General features: G+C 55.1%; 12 protein-coding genes and 1 pseudogene. 2 read left to right on the top strand and 11 right to left on the bottom strand.

The window, feature by feature from the left end; genetic code table 11:
* The first annotated feature begins 5 nt into the window (after positions 1–5).
* Positions 6–896, top strand: coding sequence for a maltose ABC transporter permease MalG (gene malG / locus AAF463_RS20280; protein ID WP_350262328.1), 891 nt, complete (start codon positions 6–8; stop codon positions 894–896).
* Positions 897–1,078: 182 nt separating this feature from the next.
* Here malG and AAF463_RS20275 read toward each other — a convergent pair whose 3' ends face one another.
* From AAF463_RS20275 to AAF463_RS20225, 11 genes and pseudogenes are all read right to left on the bottom strand, one after another.
* Positions 1,079–2,290 carry a DUF4236 domain-containing protein gene (locus AAF463_RS20275; RefSeq protein WP_350262327.1) on the bottom strand — a complete coding sequence of 404 codons (1,212 nt, stop codon included), beginning with the start codon at positions 2,288–2,290 and terminating at the stop codon, positions 1,079–1,081.
* Positions 2,291–2,440: 150 nt separating this feature from the next.
* Positions 2,441–2,959: an O-acetyl-ADP-ribose deacetylase gene (locus AAF463_RS20270; RefSeq protein ID WP_101761282.1), complete on the bottom strand. Its 519-nt coding sequence runs from the start codon at positions 2,957–2,959 to the stop codon at positions 2,441–2,443.
* A 39-nt stretch (positions 2,960–2,998) separates the two neighbouring features.
* Positions 2,999–3,478: pseudogene (tssD, locus tag AAF463_RS20265) on the bottom strand (type VI secretion system tube protein TssD).
* Positions 3,479–4,516: 1,038 nt separating this feature from the next.
* Positions 4,517–4,996: a type VI secretion system tube protein TssD gene (gene tssD, locus AAF463_RS20260; RefSeq protein WP_271460267.1), complete on the bottom strand. Its 480-nt coding sequence runs from the start codon at positions 4,994–4,996 to the stop codon at positions 4,517–4,519.
* 198 nt (positions 4,997–5,194) lie between these two features.
* Positions 5,195–5,893, bottom strand: a complete 699-nt coding sequence (locus AAF463_RS20255) for a hypothetical protein (RefSeq protein WP_350262326.1) — start codon at positions 5,891–5,893, stop codon at positions 5,195–5,197.
* A 234-nt stretch (positions 5,894–6,127) separates the two neighbouring features.
* Positions 6,128–6,934, bottom strand: a complete 807-nt coding sequence (locus AAF463_RS20250; RefSeq protein WP_217547923.1) for an ABC transporter permease — start codon at positions 6,932–6,934, stop codon at positions 6,128–6,130.
* Entirely contained in the window at positions 6,927–7,793 is an 867-nt protein-coding gene (locus tag AAF463_RS20245; protein ID WP_350262325.1) for an ABC transporter permease, read from the bottom strand. Before AAF463_RS20245 ends, AAF463_RS20250 begins: the two co-directional genes overlap by 8 nt.
* Positions 7,793–8,875 carry an ABC transporter ATP-binding protein gene (locus tag AAF463_RS20240; RefSeq protein WP_350262324.1) on the bottom strand — a complete coding sequence of 361 codons (1,083 nt, stop codon included), beginning with the start codon at positions 8,873–8,875 and terminating at the stop codon, positions 7,793–7,795. The genes AAF463_RS20245 and AAF463_RS20240 overlap by 1 nt, the downstream gene beginning before the upstream one ends.
* Positions 8,872–9,948 (bottom strand): ABC transporter substrate-binding protein, encoded by a 1,077-nt coding sequence (locus AAF463_RS20235; RefSeq protein WP_350262323.1) that lies wholly within the window; start codon positions 9,946–9,948, stop codon positions 8,872–8,874. The genes AAF463_RS20240 and AAF463_RS20235 overlap by 4 nt, the downstream gene beginning before the upstream one ends.
* Complete coding sequence (locus AAF463_RS20230) at positions 9,932–11,962, bottom strand: hydantoinase B/oxoprolinase family protein (RefSeq protein ID WP_350262322.1); 2,031 nt, start codon at positions 11,960–11,962, stop codon at positions 9,932–9,934. The genes AAF463_RS20235 and AAF463_RS20230 overlap by 17 nt, the downstream gene beginning before the upstream one ends.
* A complete protein-coding gene (locus AAF463_RS20225; RefSeq protein WP_350262321.1) occupies positions 11,959–14,016 on the bottom strand; it encodes a hydantoinase/oxoprolinase family protein in 2,058 nt (685 codons plus the stop codon). The genes AAF463_RS20230 and AAF463_RS20225 overlap by 4 nt, the downstream gene beginning before the upstream one ends.
* A gap of 210 nt (positions 14,017–14,226) precedes the next feature.
* Here AAF463_RS20225 and AAF463_RS20220 point away from each other — a divergent pair, with 210 nt between their 5' ends.
* Positions 14,227–15,702 carry a Sapep family Mn(2+)-dependent dipeptidase gene (locus AAF463_RS20220; protein WP_350262320.1) on the top strand — a complete coding sequence of 492 codons (1,476 nt, stop codon included), beginning with the start codon at positions 14,227–14,229 and terminating at the stop codon, positions 15,700–15,702.
* The last annotated feature ends 2 nt before the right edge of the window (positions 15,703–15,704 follow it).

The following is a 15,704-nucleotide window of genomic DNA, read 5'->3' as shown; positions in this document are numbered from 1 at the left end:
GCGTTATGGCTATGGTGCAACCCAAATCGCAAAAGCTGCGTCTGTTTATGACGCATCTGCTGCTGCTGATGTTTATTGCGGGAATCCTGTTTCCGCTGCTGATGGTGTTCGCCATCTCACTGCGCGCCGGTAACTTCGCCACCGGCTCGCTGATCCCGGAGCAGATTTCATGGGAACACTGGCAGCTGGCGTTAGGTTTCAGCGTGGAGCACGCCGATGGCCGCGTGACGCCGCCGCCCTTCCCGGTGCTGCTGTGGCTGTGGAACTCGGTGAAAATCGCCGCCATCAGCGCGATTGGTATTGTGGCGCTTTCCACCACCTGCGCGTATGCCTTTGCGCGCATGCGTTTTGCCGGGCGCGCCACGCTGCTTAAAGGCATGCTAATTTTCCAGATGTTCCCAGCGGTGCTGTCGCTGGTGGCGCTCTATGCGCTGTTTGATCGCTTGGGACAATATCTGCCGTTTATCGGCCTGAATACGCATGGCGGCGTGATCTTTGCCTATCTCGGCGGCATCGCCCTGCACGTCTGGACCATTAAAGGCTATTTCGAAACCATCGACGGTTCGCTGGAAGAAGCCGCCGCGCTGGATGGCGCCACGCCATGGCAGGCGTTCCGGCTGGTGCTGCTGCCGCTCTCGGTGCCGATTCTGGCGGTGGTGTTTATTCTGGCGTTCATCGCCGCCGTCACCGAAGTGCCGGTCGCCTCGCTGCTGCTGCGCGATGTGAATAGCTACACGCTGGCGGTCGGCATGCAGCAATATCTCAACCCGCAAAACTATCTGTGGGGCGACTTTGCCGCTGCGGCGGTGCTCTCTGCAATTCCAATTACGCTGGTGTTCCTGCTAGCCCAACGCTGGCTGGTCAGCGGCCTGACGGCTGGTGGCGTGAAAGGCTAACCCGTTTATTATCCTCCTTCCTCAATGTTCACTGCAGTTGAGGGTTTTGGCGGCCTTAGGGCCGCTTTTTTTATGGGTGTGGGGTTATTACAGATCCTTTTGTCACCCGATATAGACTGAATCAATGCGGTCGCGTCAAATTTGGTTAGGGTTTCCGAGTAGTAGAGGCCGCGATCATCTTCTCAAACAATAGGTGTAACGGGTTGAAAAATGAATGTTGCGCTCATGCGACGCTGTGTTTGGAATTTATCAAAAGCGTCAATCGGGCTGACATTTTCCAGATTGCTAAAGTTGAGCCGTTCAAATAAATAACGTTCAATACGTGAGGATAGGATGTATTCATCATTTAAGTGCCCGGTCTGTTTACTGATTCGCTGAGTAAAGCCGCTAATGATAACGGTATTAAATGGCAGCGCGCAAAAAGCCATACCAGCCAGCCGCAATACGATACCGTGCACATGCAAAGCATAACGTTCTCGCATCGCCTTTTGTGACAACTCTTTTTCAATAATCTCTGTTCCACGGGTATTCACCCGTACTGATGAAGTAGGCAGCATTTCATATTCTGGCAAATCTACTTCAATGAGAATTTCAGATGTGGAGGCATTCACCTGAAACGACACCAGCGTCTCGCGTGGCCAGTCTGCAGCTTGAATGACTTCGGACAGAAGTGATTCGAAATAGCTGTTATCGGTGGCGAATTGCGATTCAATATTTGCCAACTTGCTTGCAATCTTCTTTTCATGTTCAGCCGCATCGAATTTCCAGTTAGCGTATAGCTCCGCCCAGCGCTGACGCATCGCCTGATATCGCTTCAGAAAAAGTTCGTTTTCCTGTTCGCACTCTTTTACTTCTCGTTGCCATTGCTCAATATTACGTGTTTGCCGATCCTGGCGAGCAGAAGCTGATTCAAATATTCGTCCAATAAGACCACGACCTTGATTGTCTTCAGGTTGTTCAGGTGCAATAAGAGGAACGGGCTTTTCGGGACGGACAGGTGCAGGCACATTGTAGGGCTGCAACATCAACTGCCGATAATGCGCTTCGAGCTCGGAGTAGGAATGCCCCGTACGAGGATCAGGTGTAAGGAGATAGATATTCACAATATCGTCTACAGCCTGATTAAGCGCTTCCACCTCTTGCTCAAGCTCTTGCCGTAAATAGGGATCCTCTTGTCGAGAAGCATTGCGTTTTCTGCTCGCTGCACTTGCTCGATCTAAACGAGTTCGATAGCTCAATCCCGTCCCTGGAAGTCCCAGATTGGCATAAGTACCGCGTTTGCCGAACGAAACGGATGCCCCTCGCGGCCCAACACTCATGCTCGCACCCGAGGAGCTCAGGTTCATCCTTACACCGGGAATAATGCTTATCGATTTTCGAAATCTAAACCCCATGTTATTAACCATTCCTTTTGATTATTGAGTAAGGGTAAAAAAATGCCATTTTTCCCGGCTTAAGATGGCGATAAGATAGCCATCAATGTTGTCTAGCCAACCGTAAATATATCGTTATTCGAGTGCGGCTGAATGAAATTATACAGAACTTTATTGCCCAAGCATTTTTGAATACAGGTCGTAATTTTCCTCATCAAAGCAGACCAAATTGACTTGCTCGATATTGGCGTTCTCACGCAAACACTGATCAATCACGGCTAGTGCGATTTCAGCCGCCAGCACTTTCGGAAATCTGTATATACCAGTGCTGATATTAGGAAACGAAACGGTTTGAATGCCGTATTCTTCTACCAGTTTAAAACAGCTCAGATAGGCATTCTTCAATAGCGTTTCTTCGTCATGTCGTCCGTCATGCCAGTGTGGACCAACGGTGTGAATAACATATTTTGCTGGTAAATCACCCGCCGTGGTGATCACTGCATCTCCGACTTTACAGCCACCTTGTCGATTTCTGATTTTCTGACACTCAGCCAAAATCGCTGGCCCACCCGCACGATGGATGGCGCCATCAACTCCGCCGCCGCCCAGCAAGGAGGTATTGGCGGCGTTCACAATGGCTTCCACTGGGACTTTGGTTATATCGTCTTTGAGCAATACTATTTTGTTCATGTATTTCTAATCCTCAGCGTCAGCAATCTTAGCCAAAAGCTAAGCAATCATCCTCTCATTCCATCCATCCTTAAACACAATATTTCCGTCCACGTATTTCGATGTGATCGTTTCATATCGTAGCTCAATATTTTCCAGATGCGTGCTGGTCTGGCCGTTTGGCAGCAGAGTCGGAGAGATGCTGGAGATTTTGACGTTATCCAGGTGGATATTAAAATACTCAACCTCAATACCCGCTTCGTTAATTCGGTACATCTTGATGGTCGCAGATTTCAGCGTTCTGCACTGACACAATGCTCGAAACAGCACCGGGATTGTTCTATCAAACTCCTTTTGAACAGATATTGGTGCATGAATCCTTGTGGCTGCCAGCCTTCCCGTTTACTGATCTACTGGGATTGTGATGTTGTGCATCACCGTGTTCAGTTCTCTCGAACCGAGTCTGCTCGGCATCATGCACGAACCTACAATCGGAGAACCATTTTCATCTTCTAACCAGAGATGTGCTGGAGTTGACATATTAATTCCTCTGAATTTAGCGAAATTTATTAACAGAAATTATTAGCGTGAGAATATATACAAGGCCCACGCTCATCATTCCACTCTCTGGATAGAAATAAACTTTAAGCACACCAAACACGAGAGTACATAAGACCGGAACATAGATGCATAACAACAATTTTAATTGTTCTACTAACCATCTCTTCAAATACCCCATCCTTGTTCACTCCAACCTACTCGTATGCAAACCTGAAGAGCATTATGTTTCAGCACGCTAAATATGCTTTATTACACTCTTAAATTTAACGACATTTGTAGATAACAAATGAAAGAGAACACAGATAAAATATCCCTACACCTAACATACTGCTATCTGGAAAAAAGTAGCTTTGTAGCAGCGAAAAAAGTATTGTTGATACTATCGGCACGTAAGTGCAGATCAGAAATTTCGATTCTGATATTAACCATTGTTTTAAAAATTTCCTCATTATTTCCCTACTAACTTCATCAATCCCTCATCGACTTCGTGATCTGAAAGCCATTGGCTTTTAAGCGCATCAGCGCGCATGAATGAAGGTTCGATAATGAAATACATCATTTAGAGCTAACAAATATATTATGCGTGGTAAAGAGAGCCTGACCGCCCTTTATTGTTCTTACTGGCCTGACCGGAAACTGCATCTATAACGCCAGAAACTTTGTTGTAGAATTTTTTTGCCAGAATCCTTTGCGCCTGAAGCTGTTTTATGACCGCATCACTGTGGTACATATATATCCCTATTTTAATTCCATTAACCTTGCAATCTATAGGGCAATGATACTATACCGTGAAGCTAAATCTCAGTCTTCAACGTTTTAGGAAATCTATGTACCCCTGTGCTGATATAGGGAAACTAAACGATTCAGTGTCTTATTCGCCTACCCGTTAAAAACGGCTAAGGAGGTATTTGTCGCGTTCAAAAATACGTCTGCTGGTACTTTGGTTATATCGTCTTTGAGCAATGCGATTTTGTTCATGTATTTCTAATCCTCAGCGTCAGCAATCTTAGCCAAAAGCTAAGCAATCATCCTCTCATTCCATCCATCCTTAAACACAATATTTCCGTCCACGTATTTCCATGTGATCGTTTCATATCGTAGCTCAATATTTTCCAGATGCGTGCTGGTCTGGCCGTTTGGCAGCAGAGCCGGTGAAATGCTGGAGATTTTGACGTTATCCAGGTGGATATTAAAATACTCAACCTCAATGCCCGCTTCGTTAATTCGGTACATCTTGATGGTTGCAGATTTCAGCGTTCTGGCCTGACACAATGCTCGAAACAGCACCGGCGTTGTTCTATCAAACTCTTTTTGAACGGATATCGGTGCATGAATGCGTGTGGCTGTCAGCTTTCCGGTGTGCGGGTCCACCGGGATGGTAATATTATGCATGACCGAATTGAGCTCTATCGAACCGAGTCTGGTCGGCATCATGCACGAACCCACAATTGGCGAACCGCTTTCATCTTCTAACCAGAGATGTGCTGGAGTTGACATATTTAATCCTTTAAAGTTTTCGACATTTATAAACAACAAAAATATACGCACACAGGTAAACGATCCCCACGCTCAGCATGCCGCTGTCGGGGTATAGGTAAAATTTGAACATACCGTACAGCACGGTAATAATAACCGGCACGTAGATACGCAGCAGCATTTTGGATTGGGACCTCAGCCATTGCTTTAGGAAACGTTTCATGCCCTTCCCATTAGTTTCGCGAGCACCTGAGCGAGTTCATATTCGGAAAGCCTTTTATTCGTGAGCGCACCTGCCCGGATAAATTCATCCTCAATGAGAAAATACATCATTTCAAGCCTGCGTATGTATAGCGCCTGATAATAAGCCGGATGCATGACCTGCAACCTTTTGGCGCTTTCTGCCGCATTCTGGACGATACAGTATATTGTCAGCACCCCCACCGCGTCGCCAAAATAACCACCAATACTTTTGGCAACCGGAAACCTGATATTCATTGCCAAAATCACTGCCATTGTCGCCCCGACCGCAAAGGCGTTTGATGTCAGCGTGCTTGCCGCAATGTGAATATTCAACCGCATCAGCTGGCTTTTAATTACCGCAATCTGCCGCATAGAACGGTTCTCAAGCTGATATTCAATGTAGGTTTTTAGAAGTTCGAAAACAATGCGCCGGTCCTTTACTAACTGCACCATTCCCATCATGAAACGCTTATCTTCGATGGCCTGTTTTTTACAGACATCATAATATTCATCAGTAAAACACAATGCATAAAATGAAAGCCGGGTCGCCCCTTTATTGATCTTACTGACCTGATCCGAAACTGCATCAATAACACCGGAAACGGCGTTGTCGAGCTTTTCTGCCAGAATCCTTTGCGCCTGAAGCTGCCGTATGACCGCATCACTGTGGTACATATATATCCCTATAGTTAATCCTGTTAACCATGCAAACCATAGGGGAATAATAAAATTCAGTGAAGCGAAAATTTAGCCAGTTGTGATCCGTATTCATAAAAAAACCGCACTTACCAGTGCGGTTTACTCGTTTAACTAAAGAATTTTCTGAGAAAGACTCGTAAACGCAATATCCATTATTTATCACGCAACGATCCCATTATTTCCCCATCACGGCGGCGATAACCGAACAATCTAACTCAACTTCACCAGCCCAATCGTTTTCTCAATCACCATTAAAATCAGCACCGCGAAGATAATAAAGATCACCGAAATCGCATTCACCGTAGGATCGAAAGTCTGATCGACGTAATTAAATACCCGAACCGGCACGGTGATGGTGTCTGGCGCGCTGAGAAACAGGCTCACGGAGACTTCACCAAACGAGGTCACCGCCGCAAATACCGCACCGGCCAGAATGCCGGGCTTAATGAGCGGCAGCGTGACGTGGCGAAACGTATACCAGCGCCCCGCGCCCAAACTCATCGATACCGCTTCGAGCCGCTTATCCATTGCCGCCAGGCTCACGCTAACGGTGCGCACTACATACGGTAGCGCCACCACCACATGGCCAATCACCAGCCCGCTGATCATCCCGGCGATACCCGCCGCCGTCAGCACATAGAGCAACGCAATACCCAGCACCACTTGCGGTATCATCAGCGGCGACAGAATAAACGCCTGCAAGGCTTCGCGATAGCGGAACTCCAGCCGCGCCAGCGACCAGGCGGCAAACGTACCCAGCACCACGGTGATTGGCGTGACGATCACCAGCAGCAAGGCGCTGATCCACAGCGACGCGATCCAACCGTCATCCTGTAAAAGCGCGCTAAACCAGCGCAGCGAGAATCCCTGCGGCGGAAACTGCGGATAGGGTTCCGGGCTAAACGCCGAGAGCACAATTACCAGCACCGGCAGCGCTAAAAAGGCGTAAATCACGATGCCCGCCAGCGTCACGCCGAACTGCGTCAGGCGCTGTGCCAGGCTTTGCGTGTTATCCATGATTTTTCTTCTCCCAGCGTTTCAGGAACGCGCCCGCAATCCCGGCGACAATCAAGGTCATCACCAGCAACGTCAATGACAGCGCCGCCGCCAGCGGCAGGTTAGCGATCTGCATCGCCTGCTGATAAATGGCGATCGGCAGCAGCGGCTGTAAGCGCCCACCAATCAGCAACGGCGTGATGTAGCTGCCCGCCGCGAGGGAAAAGACGATGATGAAACCGGTCAGCATGCCGGGCAGCGTCAAAGGCAGCACCACGCGGCGGAAGGTCATCGCGGGCGTAGCACCCAGACTCATCGCCGCCAATCGCAGCGAGGGCGCGATTTCATTCAGCGAGGTAATCAGCGGCAGCACGGCAAACGGCAGCATCACCTGCACATAAGCGATGATCACCGCATTCATGTTCCACAATAGACTCAGCGGCTGCGGAATCAGGCCGGTGAACAGCAGGAAGCCGTTGATCAAACCGTTCTGCGCCAGCAGCACAATCCACGCGAAGGTGCGGATCACCACGCTGGTGAGCAGCGGAGAAATCAGGATCACATACAGCAGCGTGCGCCAGCCGCGCCGCTGCGTCGTCACCAGCAGCCACGCCGCCGGCCACGCCAGCAGCACGGTAATCGCGGCGGTGAGCAACGACACCCACAGCGTGGTCCAGAGCGCGTGCAGATATTGCGCATCGGCAAACACCGTCACATATTGCGCCAGGCTGTAACCGGGCAGCGGATTGAGCAGGCTATCAACGTTGGTCAGGCTTTGGTCGAACAGCAGCAGCAGCGGCACCAGAAAAAACAGCAGCAGAAAAAGTAGCGATGGCGTCAGCAGTAGCCAGGGAAACAGATTACGCGTGGCGATCTTCATCAGGCGCGCTCCTGCGCGGGCAGTACGATGACATCCGCCGCTTGCCAGTGCAGATAGCAGCGATCGCCCGGCGCGGGCAGCTGTGAAAAGTGCGCTTCTGCGGGCTGCACGCGGATCTCGCCGCCGCCCGGCAGCTGGCACACCAGCCGCAAGGTCGCACCGGCAAAACTCACTTCTTTCACACTGGCGGCGCTGCCGTTGCTGGTAAATTGCTGCGGCTCGCTGGAGAACTGCACGCGCTCGGGACGCACAATCAGCAACGATGAAGCACTTGCCGGTTGCGCGGCGCTGAGTTGCAGCGCTGATCCGGCGGCTACAAAGTGATCGCGCGCCTGGTAAAGTCCGTTGTGCGCAGAGGCATGGAACAGATTGGCCTGTCCGACAAACTCCGCGACAAAGCGATTCGCCGGTTGGCGATAGAGCGCGGCGGGTGCGCCAATCTGCTGCAGCTCGCCCTGGCCGAGAATGCCAATGCGATCCGACAGCGTCAGCGCCTCTTCCTGATCGTGCGTCACCAGCACCGTGGTGATGCCAACACGCTGCTGCAACGCGCGCAGTTCGTCCTGCATCTCCTTGCGCAGGCGCGCATCGAGGTTCGACAGCGGTTCATCCAGCAGCAGCACCTGCGGTTCAATCGCCAGCGCACGCGCAATCGCTACGCGCTGCTGCTGTCCGCCGGAAAGCTGATGCGGCATGCGCTGCGCCAGCCCTTCCAGTCGCACCTGCTTTAGCGCTTCGGTGACACGACGCTGCTGTTCGCTGCGCGATACTTTGCGCACCTTCAGCCCGAACGCGACGTTATCGCCCACGCTCAGATGCGGAAACAGCGCGTAGTTCTGGAACACCATGCCGATGTGGCGCTGATACGGCGGCAGCGCGGTGACATCCTTGCCACCAATCAACACGCGCCCGTTATTCGGCGACAAAAATCCGGCGATGATATTTAGCAGCGTGGTTTTGCCGCAGCCGCTCGGCCCGAGCAGGGAGAAAAACTCACCCTGCTCGATGGTGATGCTGACGTCATTCAGCGCGCGATGGTGATCAAACTGCCGCGCTACGCCGTCAATGACGACTGAACTCATTTGGCACCACCCAGCGCCTGGCTCCAGCGACGCGTCCAGTCCGCCAGCTGCGGCGTGGCGGTGCTGTAATCAATCCAGATCAGTTTGCTGTAGGCTGCTTCGCCCACTTTCACCTGCTTCTTCAGGTTGTCGCTGTACTGCACGTCTTTATTGGTCATGCCATACAGTGATTTATCCGAGAAGGCTTTCTGCACGTCGGGCGCAGACATGGCGTTAACCACTTTATAGGCGTTGGCGAGGTTCGGCGCGCCCTTTGGAATCACCCAGTTCGCGGCACCGACAACCGGGCCATCGGACGGATAGACGAAATCAACTTTCATGCCTTGCTGCTTGAGCGCAAACACACGGCCATCCCAGTACGGCACCACCCACGCATCGCCACGCTCCAGCAGGGTTTGAATCGCGCCCGGACTGTCCGGGAACGCCACCGCGTTGCCGCGCAGTTCCGCCAGTTTGGTGAAGGCTTTGTCCACGGCGGCAGGCTGATTGAGTTCGCCGCCCAACGCGTGCACTAAGCCCGCGAAGAACTGCAAACCGGCGGCGTAGGTTGGCGATGAAATCGCTACGTGGCCTTTGTATTCCGGATTCCACAAGTCGAGCCAGCTTTTTGGCGGGGTTTTCACCAGATCGCTGCGATAAGCCAGCCCGAGCTGGCCGAGGCTGAAAGCGGCGGCGTAGGTTTGATTGTTATACACAAAGCGCGACTGCACGCTCTTATACAGATTATTCAGGTTGGGAATATCTTTGGCATCCAGTGGCTGCAGCAAGCCCGCCGCCTGCGCGCGCTGCACGGTATCGGGCTGGAACACCACCACGTCATACGGCGAACGACGGCCTTTGGCGGCACGCAACTTGGCAAACCATTCGGCATCCGCGCCCGGCACCACGGTCAGCTTCAGGTGATTATCTTTGGCAAACTGCTCCAGACCGGACGCGCGGATATTTTTCTCCCAGTCACCGCCGTAAACGCCAACGATCACCGAGTCTGTGGTTTCAGCCGCGCTCGCCGCACCGCTGATCAAGATGCCCACCAGCGCGGTGAGCAGGATTTTTTTGTTATTTGACTGGCGCATGGCCATCTCCTGGTATTGAGGTAATTGACGCTGAAAGTTCACTCTCCAGCGCGCGCAGCGCAGCGGCAAACGCCTGGCGCGCCGTCGCGATAGCTGGAGAAGTTGAACGGGGAAAATCTGCCGGTAACTGCGCTAACGCGGCGGCAAACACCGCAGAGCGATGGCGCTGGCGTTCGGCCGGGCTGAGTGGATAAAGCAGCTGATTGAGCCGCGTCAGCACATCGCCATCAAACAGCGTTTGCCAGTTCTCGCGCGCAGCGCCGAAAGAAGATGACGCTGCGCGCGGTTGGTTGCGCAAGGCGGCGGTGGCCGCGGCATCAATGCCGTTATCGGTAAGCACCACGCCATAGTGCTGCGCGGCATCGGTGTGGCTCAGCAAGTGGTTATCGACATCGTTTTGCACCGCCAGCGCATCGCGCTTGAAGGGATCGCCCCAACCGCCGCCGCCGGGCGTTTGCAGCAGCACTTCGTCACCGGCGTTGACGCTCAGCAGATCGATCTTGCCGAGTGGCTGGCCGCCCGCGACATCAGGATTAAGCGTCAGCGTGGTCGATTGCCCCGGCTGACCGCCCTGCACGCCCCACGGCTGGAACAGCATGCGCTCCATGCCGCGCGCCAGCAGCGTGCTGTCATTTTGCAGAATGCGCACGCGGATCTGCTGGCCCATGCCGCCACGCCATTGTCCTGCGCCGGCAGAACCGGGGCGCAGCGCGTACTGGCGGATTTCGATATGGGTTTCCGCTTCCACCATCTCCACCGGATTGTTCGCCAGATTGGAGATGCTGTTGTCGCGGCCGTCGATGCCGTCATGCCCCCAACGCGCCCCGCCGCCGCCGACCAGCGGTTCGATCACCTGCACATTCTGCTCGCGGCCATTGCGCGCCACTTCGGCGATCACCAGCGGAATGATGGCGCCACCGCTGGCGGCGGGCAGTACGTCCGGCAACGGCTGCCCCAGCAAACCGTTCAGCAGATCATTCACGCGCACCGCCGCCGCATGGCGTACGCCAACTGCCGCCGGATAGTGCGGATTGACCAGCGATCCAGCGGGCGCAAACAGCGTCACGGGCGCGAGTAATCCGGCATTCAGCGGCACGCCTTTGTCCAGCGTGCACACTAGCGCCAAAATGCGCAGCGTCAGCCACGCATGCGGATCGCCGTGGCTGGGAATATTGATCGCCGCCGCCACCTGCGCATCGCTGCCGGTGAAATCGAGATGCACGTTGCCATCGTTAAAGGTGGCGGTGATGGCGAGCCGCACCGGCAAGCCGCTGCCTGCGGCGTCATCGAGGTAATCTTCAAACTGATACACGCCGTCGGGAATGCGGCGCAGCACCTGGCGCGCGCGAATGGCCGAGTAAGCCTGCAAATCCTGCTGCGCCTGCACGACGTTGGTAACGCCATGCTGCGCCACGATGCGATTCAGACGATCGCGACCGGCATTGAGCGCGGCCAGCATCGCCTGAATATCGCCAGCAATCGCCTCCGGCGTGCGGCTGTTGGCGGTGAGAATGTTCATCACATCACAATTGAGTTCACCCGCACGCACCAGCTTGACCGGCGGAATTTGCAGCCCTTCCTGATAAATATCGCTGTTGGTCGGCGAGATGCTGCTCGGCACGCGCCCGCCAACGTCGGAGGCGTGTAAAAAAGCCCAGCCCCACGCCACCAGTTCGCCTTCGATGAACCACGGCGCCAGCACCTGCAAATCTGGCAGATGCGTCGCCAGCCCGCGCGAGCGCCAGGGATCGTTAGTCAGAATCACATCGCCGGGCGCAACCTCGCCGACCGCCTGAATCGCGGTTAGCGCGTTCAGCCCGACAAAACCGGAAACGCCAATACCTTTCGGATAGGCAAAGAAGTGGCCTTGTAGATCAGCCACCGCGCAGCAAAAATCGGCAGTTTCCTTGACGTAGAGCGTGCGTCCGGTGCGCTGCAGGATGTGGCACATCTCTTCGGTGAGCGCGGTGAGTTTTTGGTTGAGGATTTCGAGAGTGATGGCATCCAGTTTCATGCTGCGTCTCCCGTTACACGCGCAATCAACAGATTGCCGCTGCTATCGGTGCACGCCGACCAGCCAGGCAAGATTAGCGTGGTGGTATCGTCTTGTTCGATCACCGCCGGGCCGTGAATGTGGCTCTGCGTGCCGATGTTCACACGTTGCCAGATGCGCGCATTCACCCAGCCGCCGCGCAGATAAAGTGGGCGCGAAACTGGCTCATCAATCTCATTCTCAGAGTTAAAAGTTTTATCGGTAGGGCGCGGCAGCGCGGCGTTCAGCGACAGGCGCAGCGTGGTGAGTTCAATGGCCGCGTCAGGCGTGTTAAAGCCATAACGCTGCTGATGCAGCTGCTGAAAACGTTCCAGCAGTTGCTGATGCGTGATGCTTGCCGGGCTGCCGAGAGTGACGCTGAGTTCGTAGGCCTGTCCGGCATAGCGCATATCCGCTTCCACCCGATAATGGGCGCGCTCGCTGAGGCGGCTGGCCTGTTCGGCAAACCACTTTTGCGCCAGCTGATGCAGCTCCGCAACGGTGGCGGCGATTTTGCCGTAGCTCTCCGCTGTAACGTTGATGCGCAGGCTGCGCACAAAGTCGCGGCGGATATCAGCGCTGATCGCGCCCTCGGCGCAGAACGTGCCGGGACGCAGCGGCACCAGAATGCGGTTGATGCCCGCCTCTTCGGCAAAGAAGTTGGCGTGGGTCGGGCCCGCGCCGCCAAAGGGAATCAGCGTCAAGCCATCGGCGGTCAATCCGCGCTGCGCCAGCGCTTTGTTCAGTTCGGTCGCCATCTGCGCGGTGGCTACTGCGATAGCGCCGCTTGCCACCTGTTCGGCCGCCAAACCTAACGTTTCGCCCAATTCGCTGAGTGCGCGAAGTGCGGCGGCGTGATCCAGCGTGATGGTGCCCGCCAACGCCGCGTCGGCGGATAAGATGCCGCTCACCAGATAGCAATCGGTGAGCGTGGGTTGCGTGCCGCCGCGCTGATAGGCTACCGGGCCCGGATCCGCGCCCGCACTTTCTGGGCCAACCTTGAGAATGCCGAAATCATCGACATGCACGATGGAGCCGCCGCCGGCACCAATCGCCGATACGCCCACCACCGGCAGAATCAGCGGCAGGCCGCCAATCTCGGTGCGGTTAACGCGTTCGATTTCGCCCTGCTGCGACAGCGAGATATCGCTGCTGGTGCCGCCCATATCAAAGGAGACAAAGCCCGTTCCGGACGCCAGATGCGCCGCAGCAATCACGCCGGATGCCGGTCCGGAGAGCAGCGTGTCCACCGGGCGCTGATGCGCGGCGTCCAGCGGCAGCACGCCGCCGTTGGACGCGGTGATCAATAAGGGAACGTCAATCGCCTGCTGCGCCAGTAAATCGCTCAAGCGGTTAAAGTAGCGCTGCATCAGCGGCTGAATATAGGCGTTCAGCCCGGCCACCAGCGTGCGTTCATATTCACGAATCTCCGGCCACAGCTGCGCCGAAGAGAGCACCGGCACCGTGCCTAACTTTGCAGCCAGCGCGCTTGCCAGTTCCGCTTCACGCGTGGGATTGGCATAACCATTGATGGTCACCAGCGCCACCGCGCTTACCTTAAGTTGCAGAACCTCGGATGCCACCATCGCCAGTTCGGCCTCAGTTGGCCACTGCGTCACTTCACCGGCGGGACTAAACCGCGCCGGGATCTCCAGCACGCGCTGACGCGGTAAAAAAGGCGGCTCGCGGTCGGCATGAAAATCAAAGGAGGACGGCATACGCGCACGCGCGATCTCCAGCACATCGCGGAAACCGGCGCTGATCACCAGCGCGATATCCGCGCCGCGCCGCTGGATAATGGCGTTGAGGCCCAGCGTGGTGCCGTGCAACACCAGCGATAGCGCGCTGGCGGGCAAATCGCTTTTCAGCAGCACGGCGCGCAGCCCGTCACTTACCGCCAGAGCGGGATCGGCGGGCGTGCTGGGCTGTTTATGGAAAAAGCGTTGCTGGCGTTGCGGATCAAATAAAACAAAATCGGTAAAGGTTCCTCCGACATCCACGCCGACTGTCGCTCCGGCTGCGGGGCTGTTATCCACCTTAATTCTCCTGCATTACTGGTGACTTAGCGTCGTAGGGCGTTAATCTCCGTTGCTTTGCCATGCAATACGAGCAACAAAAATAGCTAAGCTTTGCAGGAATGCGCATGAAGTGGCGCTTAGCTGCGTGGTAGCAATGGTTCGCGCAAATGCGTCTAAGCCGACGCGGTGGAATGTTTTATGTTGTGCATAAATTGAAGGAGAAGCCTTATGTCCGCGTCGTTATCACCTCAGGAAAGCGCGCTGTTGCCGCAGATCCAGCAATGGATCGCGGCGCACCGCGCCGCATTAACCGATGATCTGGCCAAATGGATTGCCATTCCCAGCATCAGCCGCGCCGACCGCGCAGCGCCAGGCGCGCCGTTTGGCCCCGAGTGCGCGCAAATCTTGCAGCAGGTGTTAGATCAGGCCGAGCAGGCCGGTTTCAAAACCGAGCAGCATCAGGGCTACGCCGGTTCGGTAATTTATGGCGAGCACGCGCGCGACATCGGGCTGATCAACCATCTGGATGTGGTGCCGGCGGGCGATAACTGGACCTTTCCGCCCTTCACGCTGACGCAGCACGGCGATTTTGTGATTGGTCGCGGCGTGGCGGATAACAAAGGACCCGGCGTGCTCAATTTCTATCTGTTAAAGCTGATGCGCGATCTGAAAATTCCGCTGCATCACAATCTGCGCATCGTTTATGGTCTGGCGGAAGAGACCAACATGGCCGATATGGCGTGGTTCGCGGAGAACGGTCCAGTGCCTGATTATTCGATTGTCACCGATGGCATGTTCCCGGTGAACAATGCGCAGAAAGGGCAACTCAGTTTTACCCTGAATGTCGCCGAGTCGGGCGTGCTGGCGGATATTGTTGCCGGATCGGCCAGCAATAGCGTGCCGGATTTCGCCAGCGTGCGAATTGCGCAGGCCGATCAGCATGCGGTTAGTGAAAAGCTGGCGCTGCTGCAGGGCATTGCCGCGGCCTATGTGTCGATCAAGCCGGAAAACGATGGCGCTTTCACCCTGAAAGCGCGCGGCAACGGCGGGCATGCCGCCTTCCCCGACGGCACGCTGAATGCCACGCAGGTGCTGCTCACCGCACTGATTGAGCTGGAGCTATTGAGCGATCACGAACGTCAGCTGGCGGAAACGCTGGTACAGCTGTTTGCGTCGCCGTATGGCGAGAGCGCCGGATTGGGGCTGGAAGATGCGGAGTCCGGCAAACTGACGCTGAACGCGGGCGTGTGGTACAGCCATCGCGCCGACACGCTGAGCATTGACTGCGATATCCGTTATCCGGTTTCGTGGCGCGGCGAGCAGATCGTCGAGATGCTGCAACAGCAGTTAGCCGCTACTACCATTACGCTCGATCCCGGCTGGCGCGACGTGGCGCCGTTCTTCCTGCCGACCTCACATCCGGTGATTTCGCTGCTGCAGCAAGTGTGGAATGACACCACCGGCAATGACGATCGCCCTTACGCGATGGGCGGCGTGACCCATTCGAAGAAGCTGCCAAACGCCATCACCTTTGGGCCCGGCTATCGGAAAACCGCAGCAAACACGCCCGATTTTTTACCCGAAGGCCATGGATTGCCGCACGGTGCCGACGAGACAATCCATCTGCCATCGCTGCTGGAGGCGTTGCCGAAATATGTGATCGCGTTGATCAGGTTGGATAGTTATTTGCTTGCGCAGGGCTAAAC

Source organism: Pantoea sp. BJ2 (assembly GCF_040255075.1).
Classification (GTDB): domain Bacteria; phylum Pseudomonadota; class Gammaproteobacteria; order Enterobacterales; family Enterobacteriaceae; genus Pantoea; species Pantoea leporis.
The sequence above is the reverse complement of the archived record's forward strand: the minus strand, read 5'-3'. Positions and strand labels throughout refer to the sequence as shown.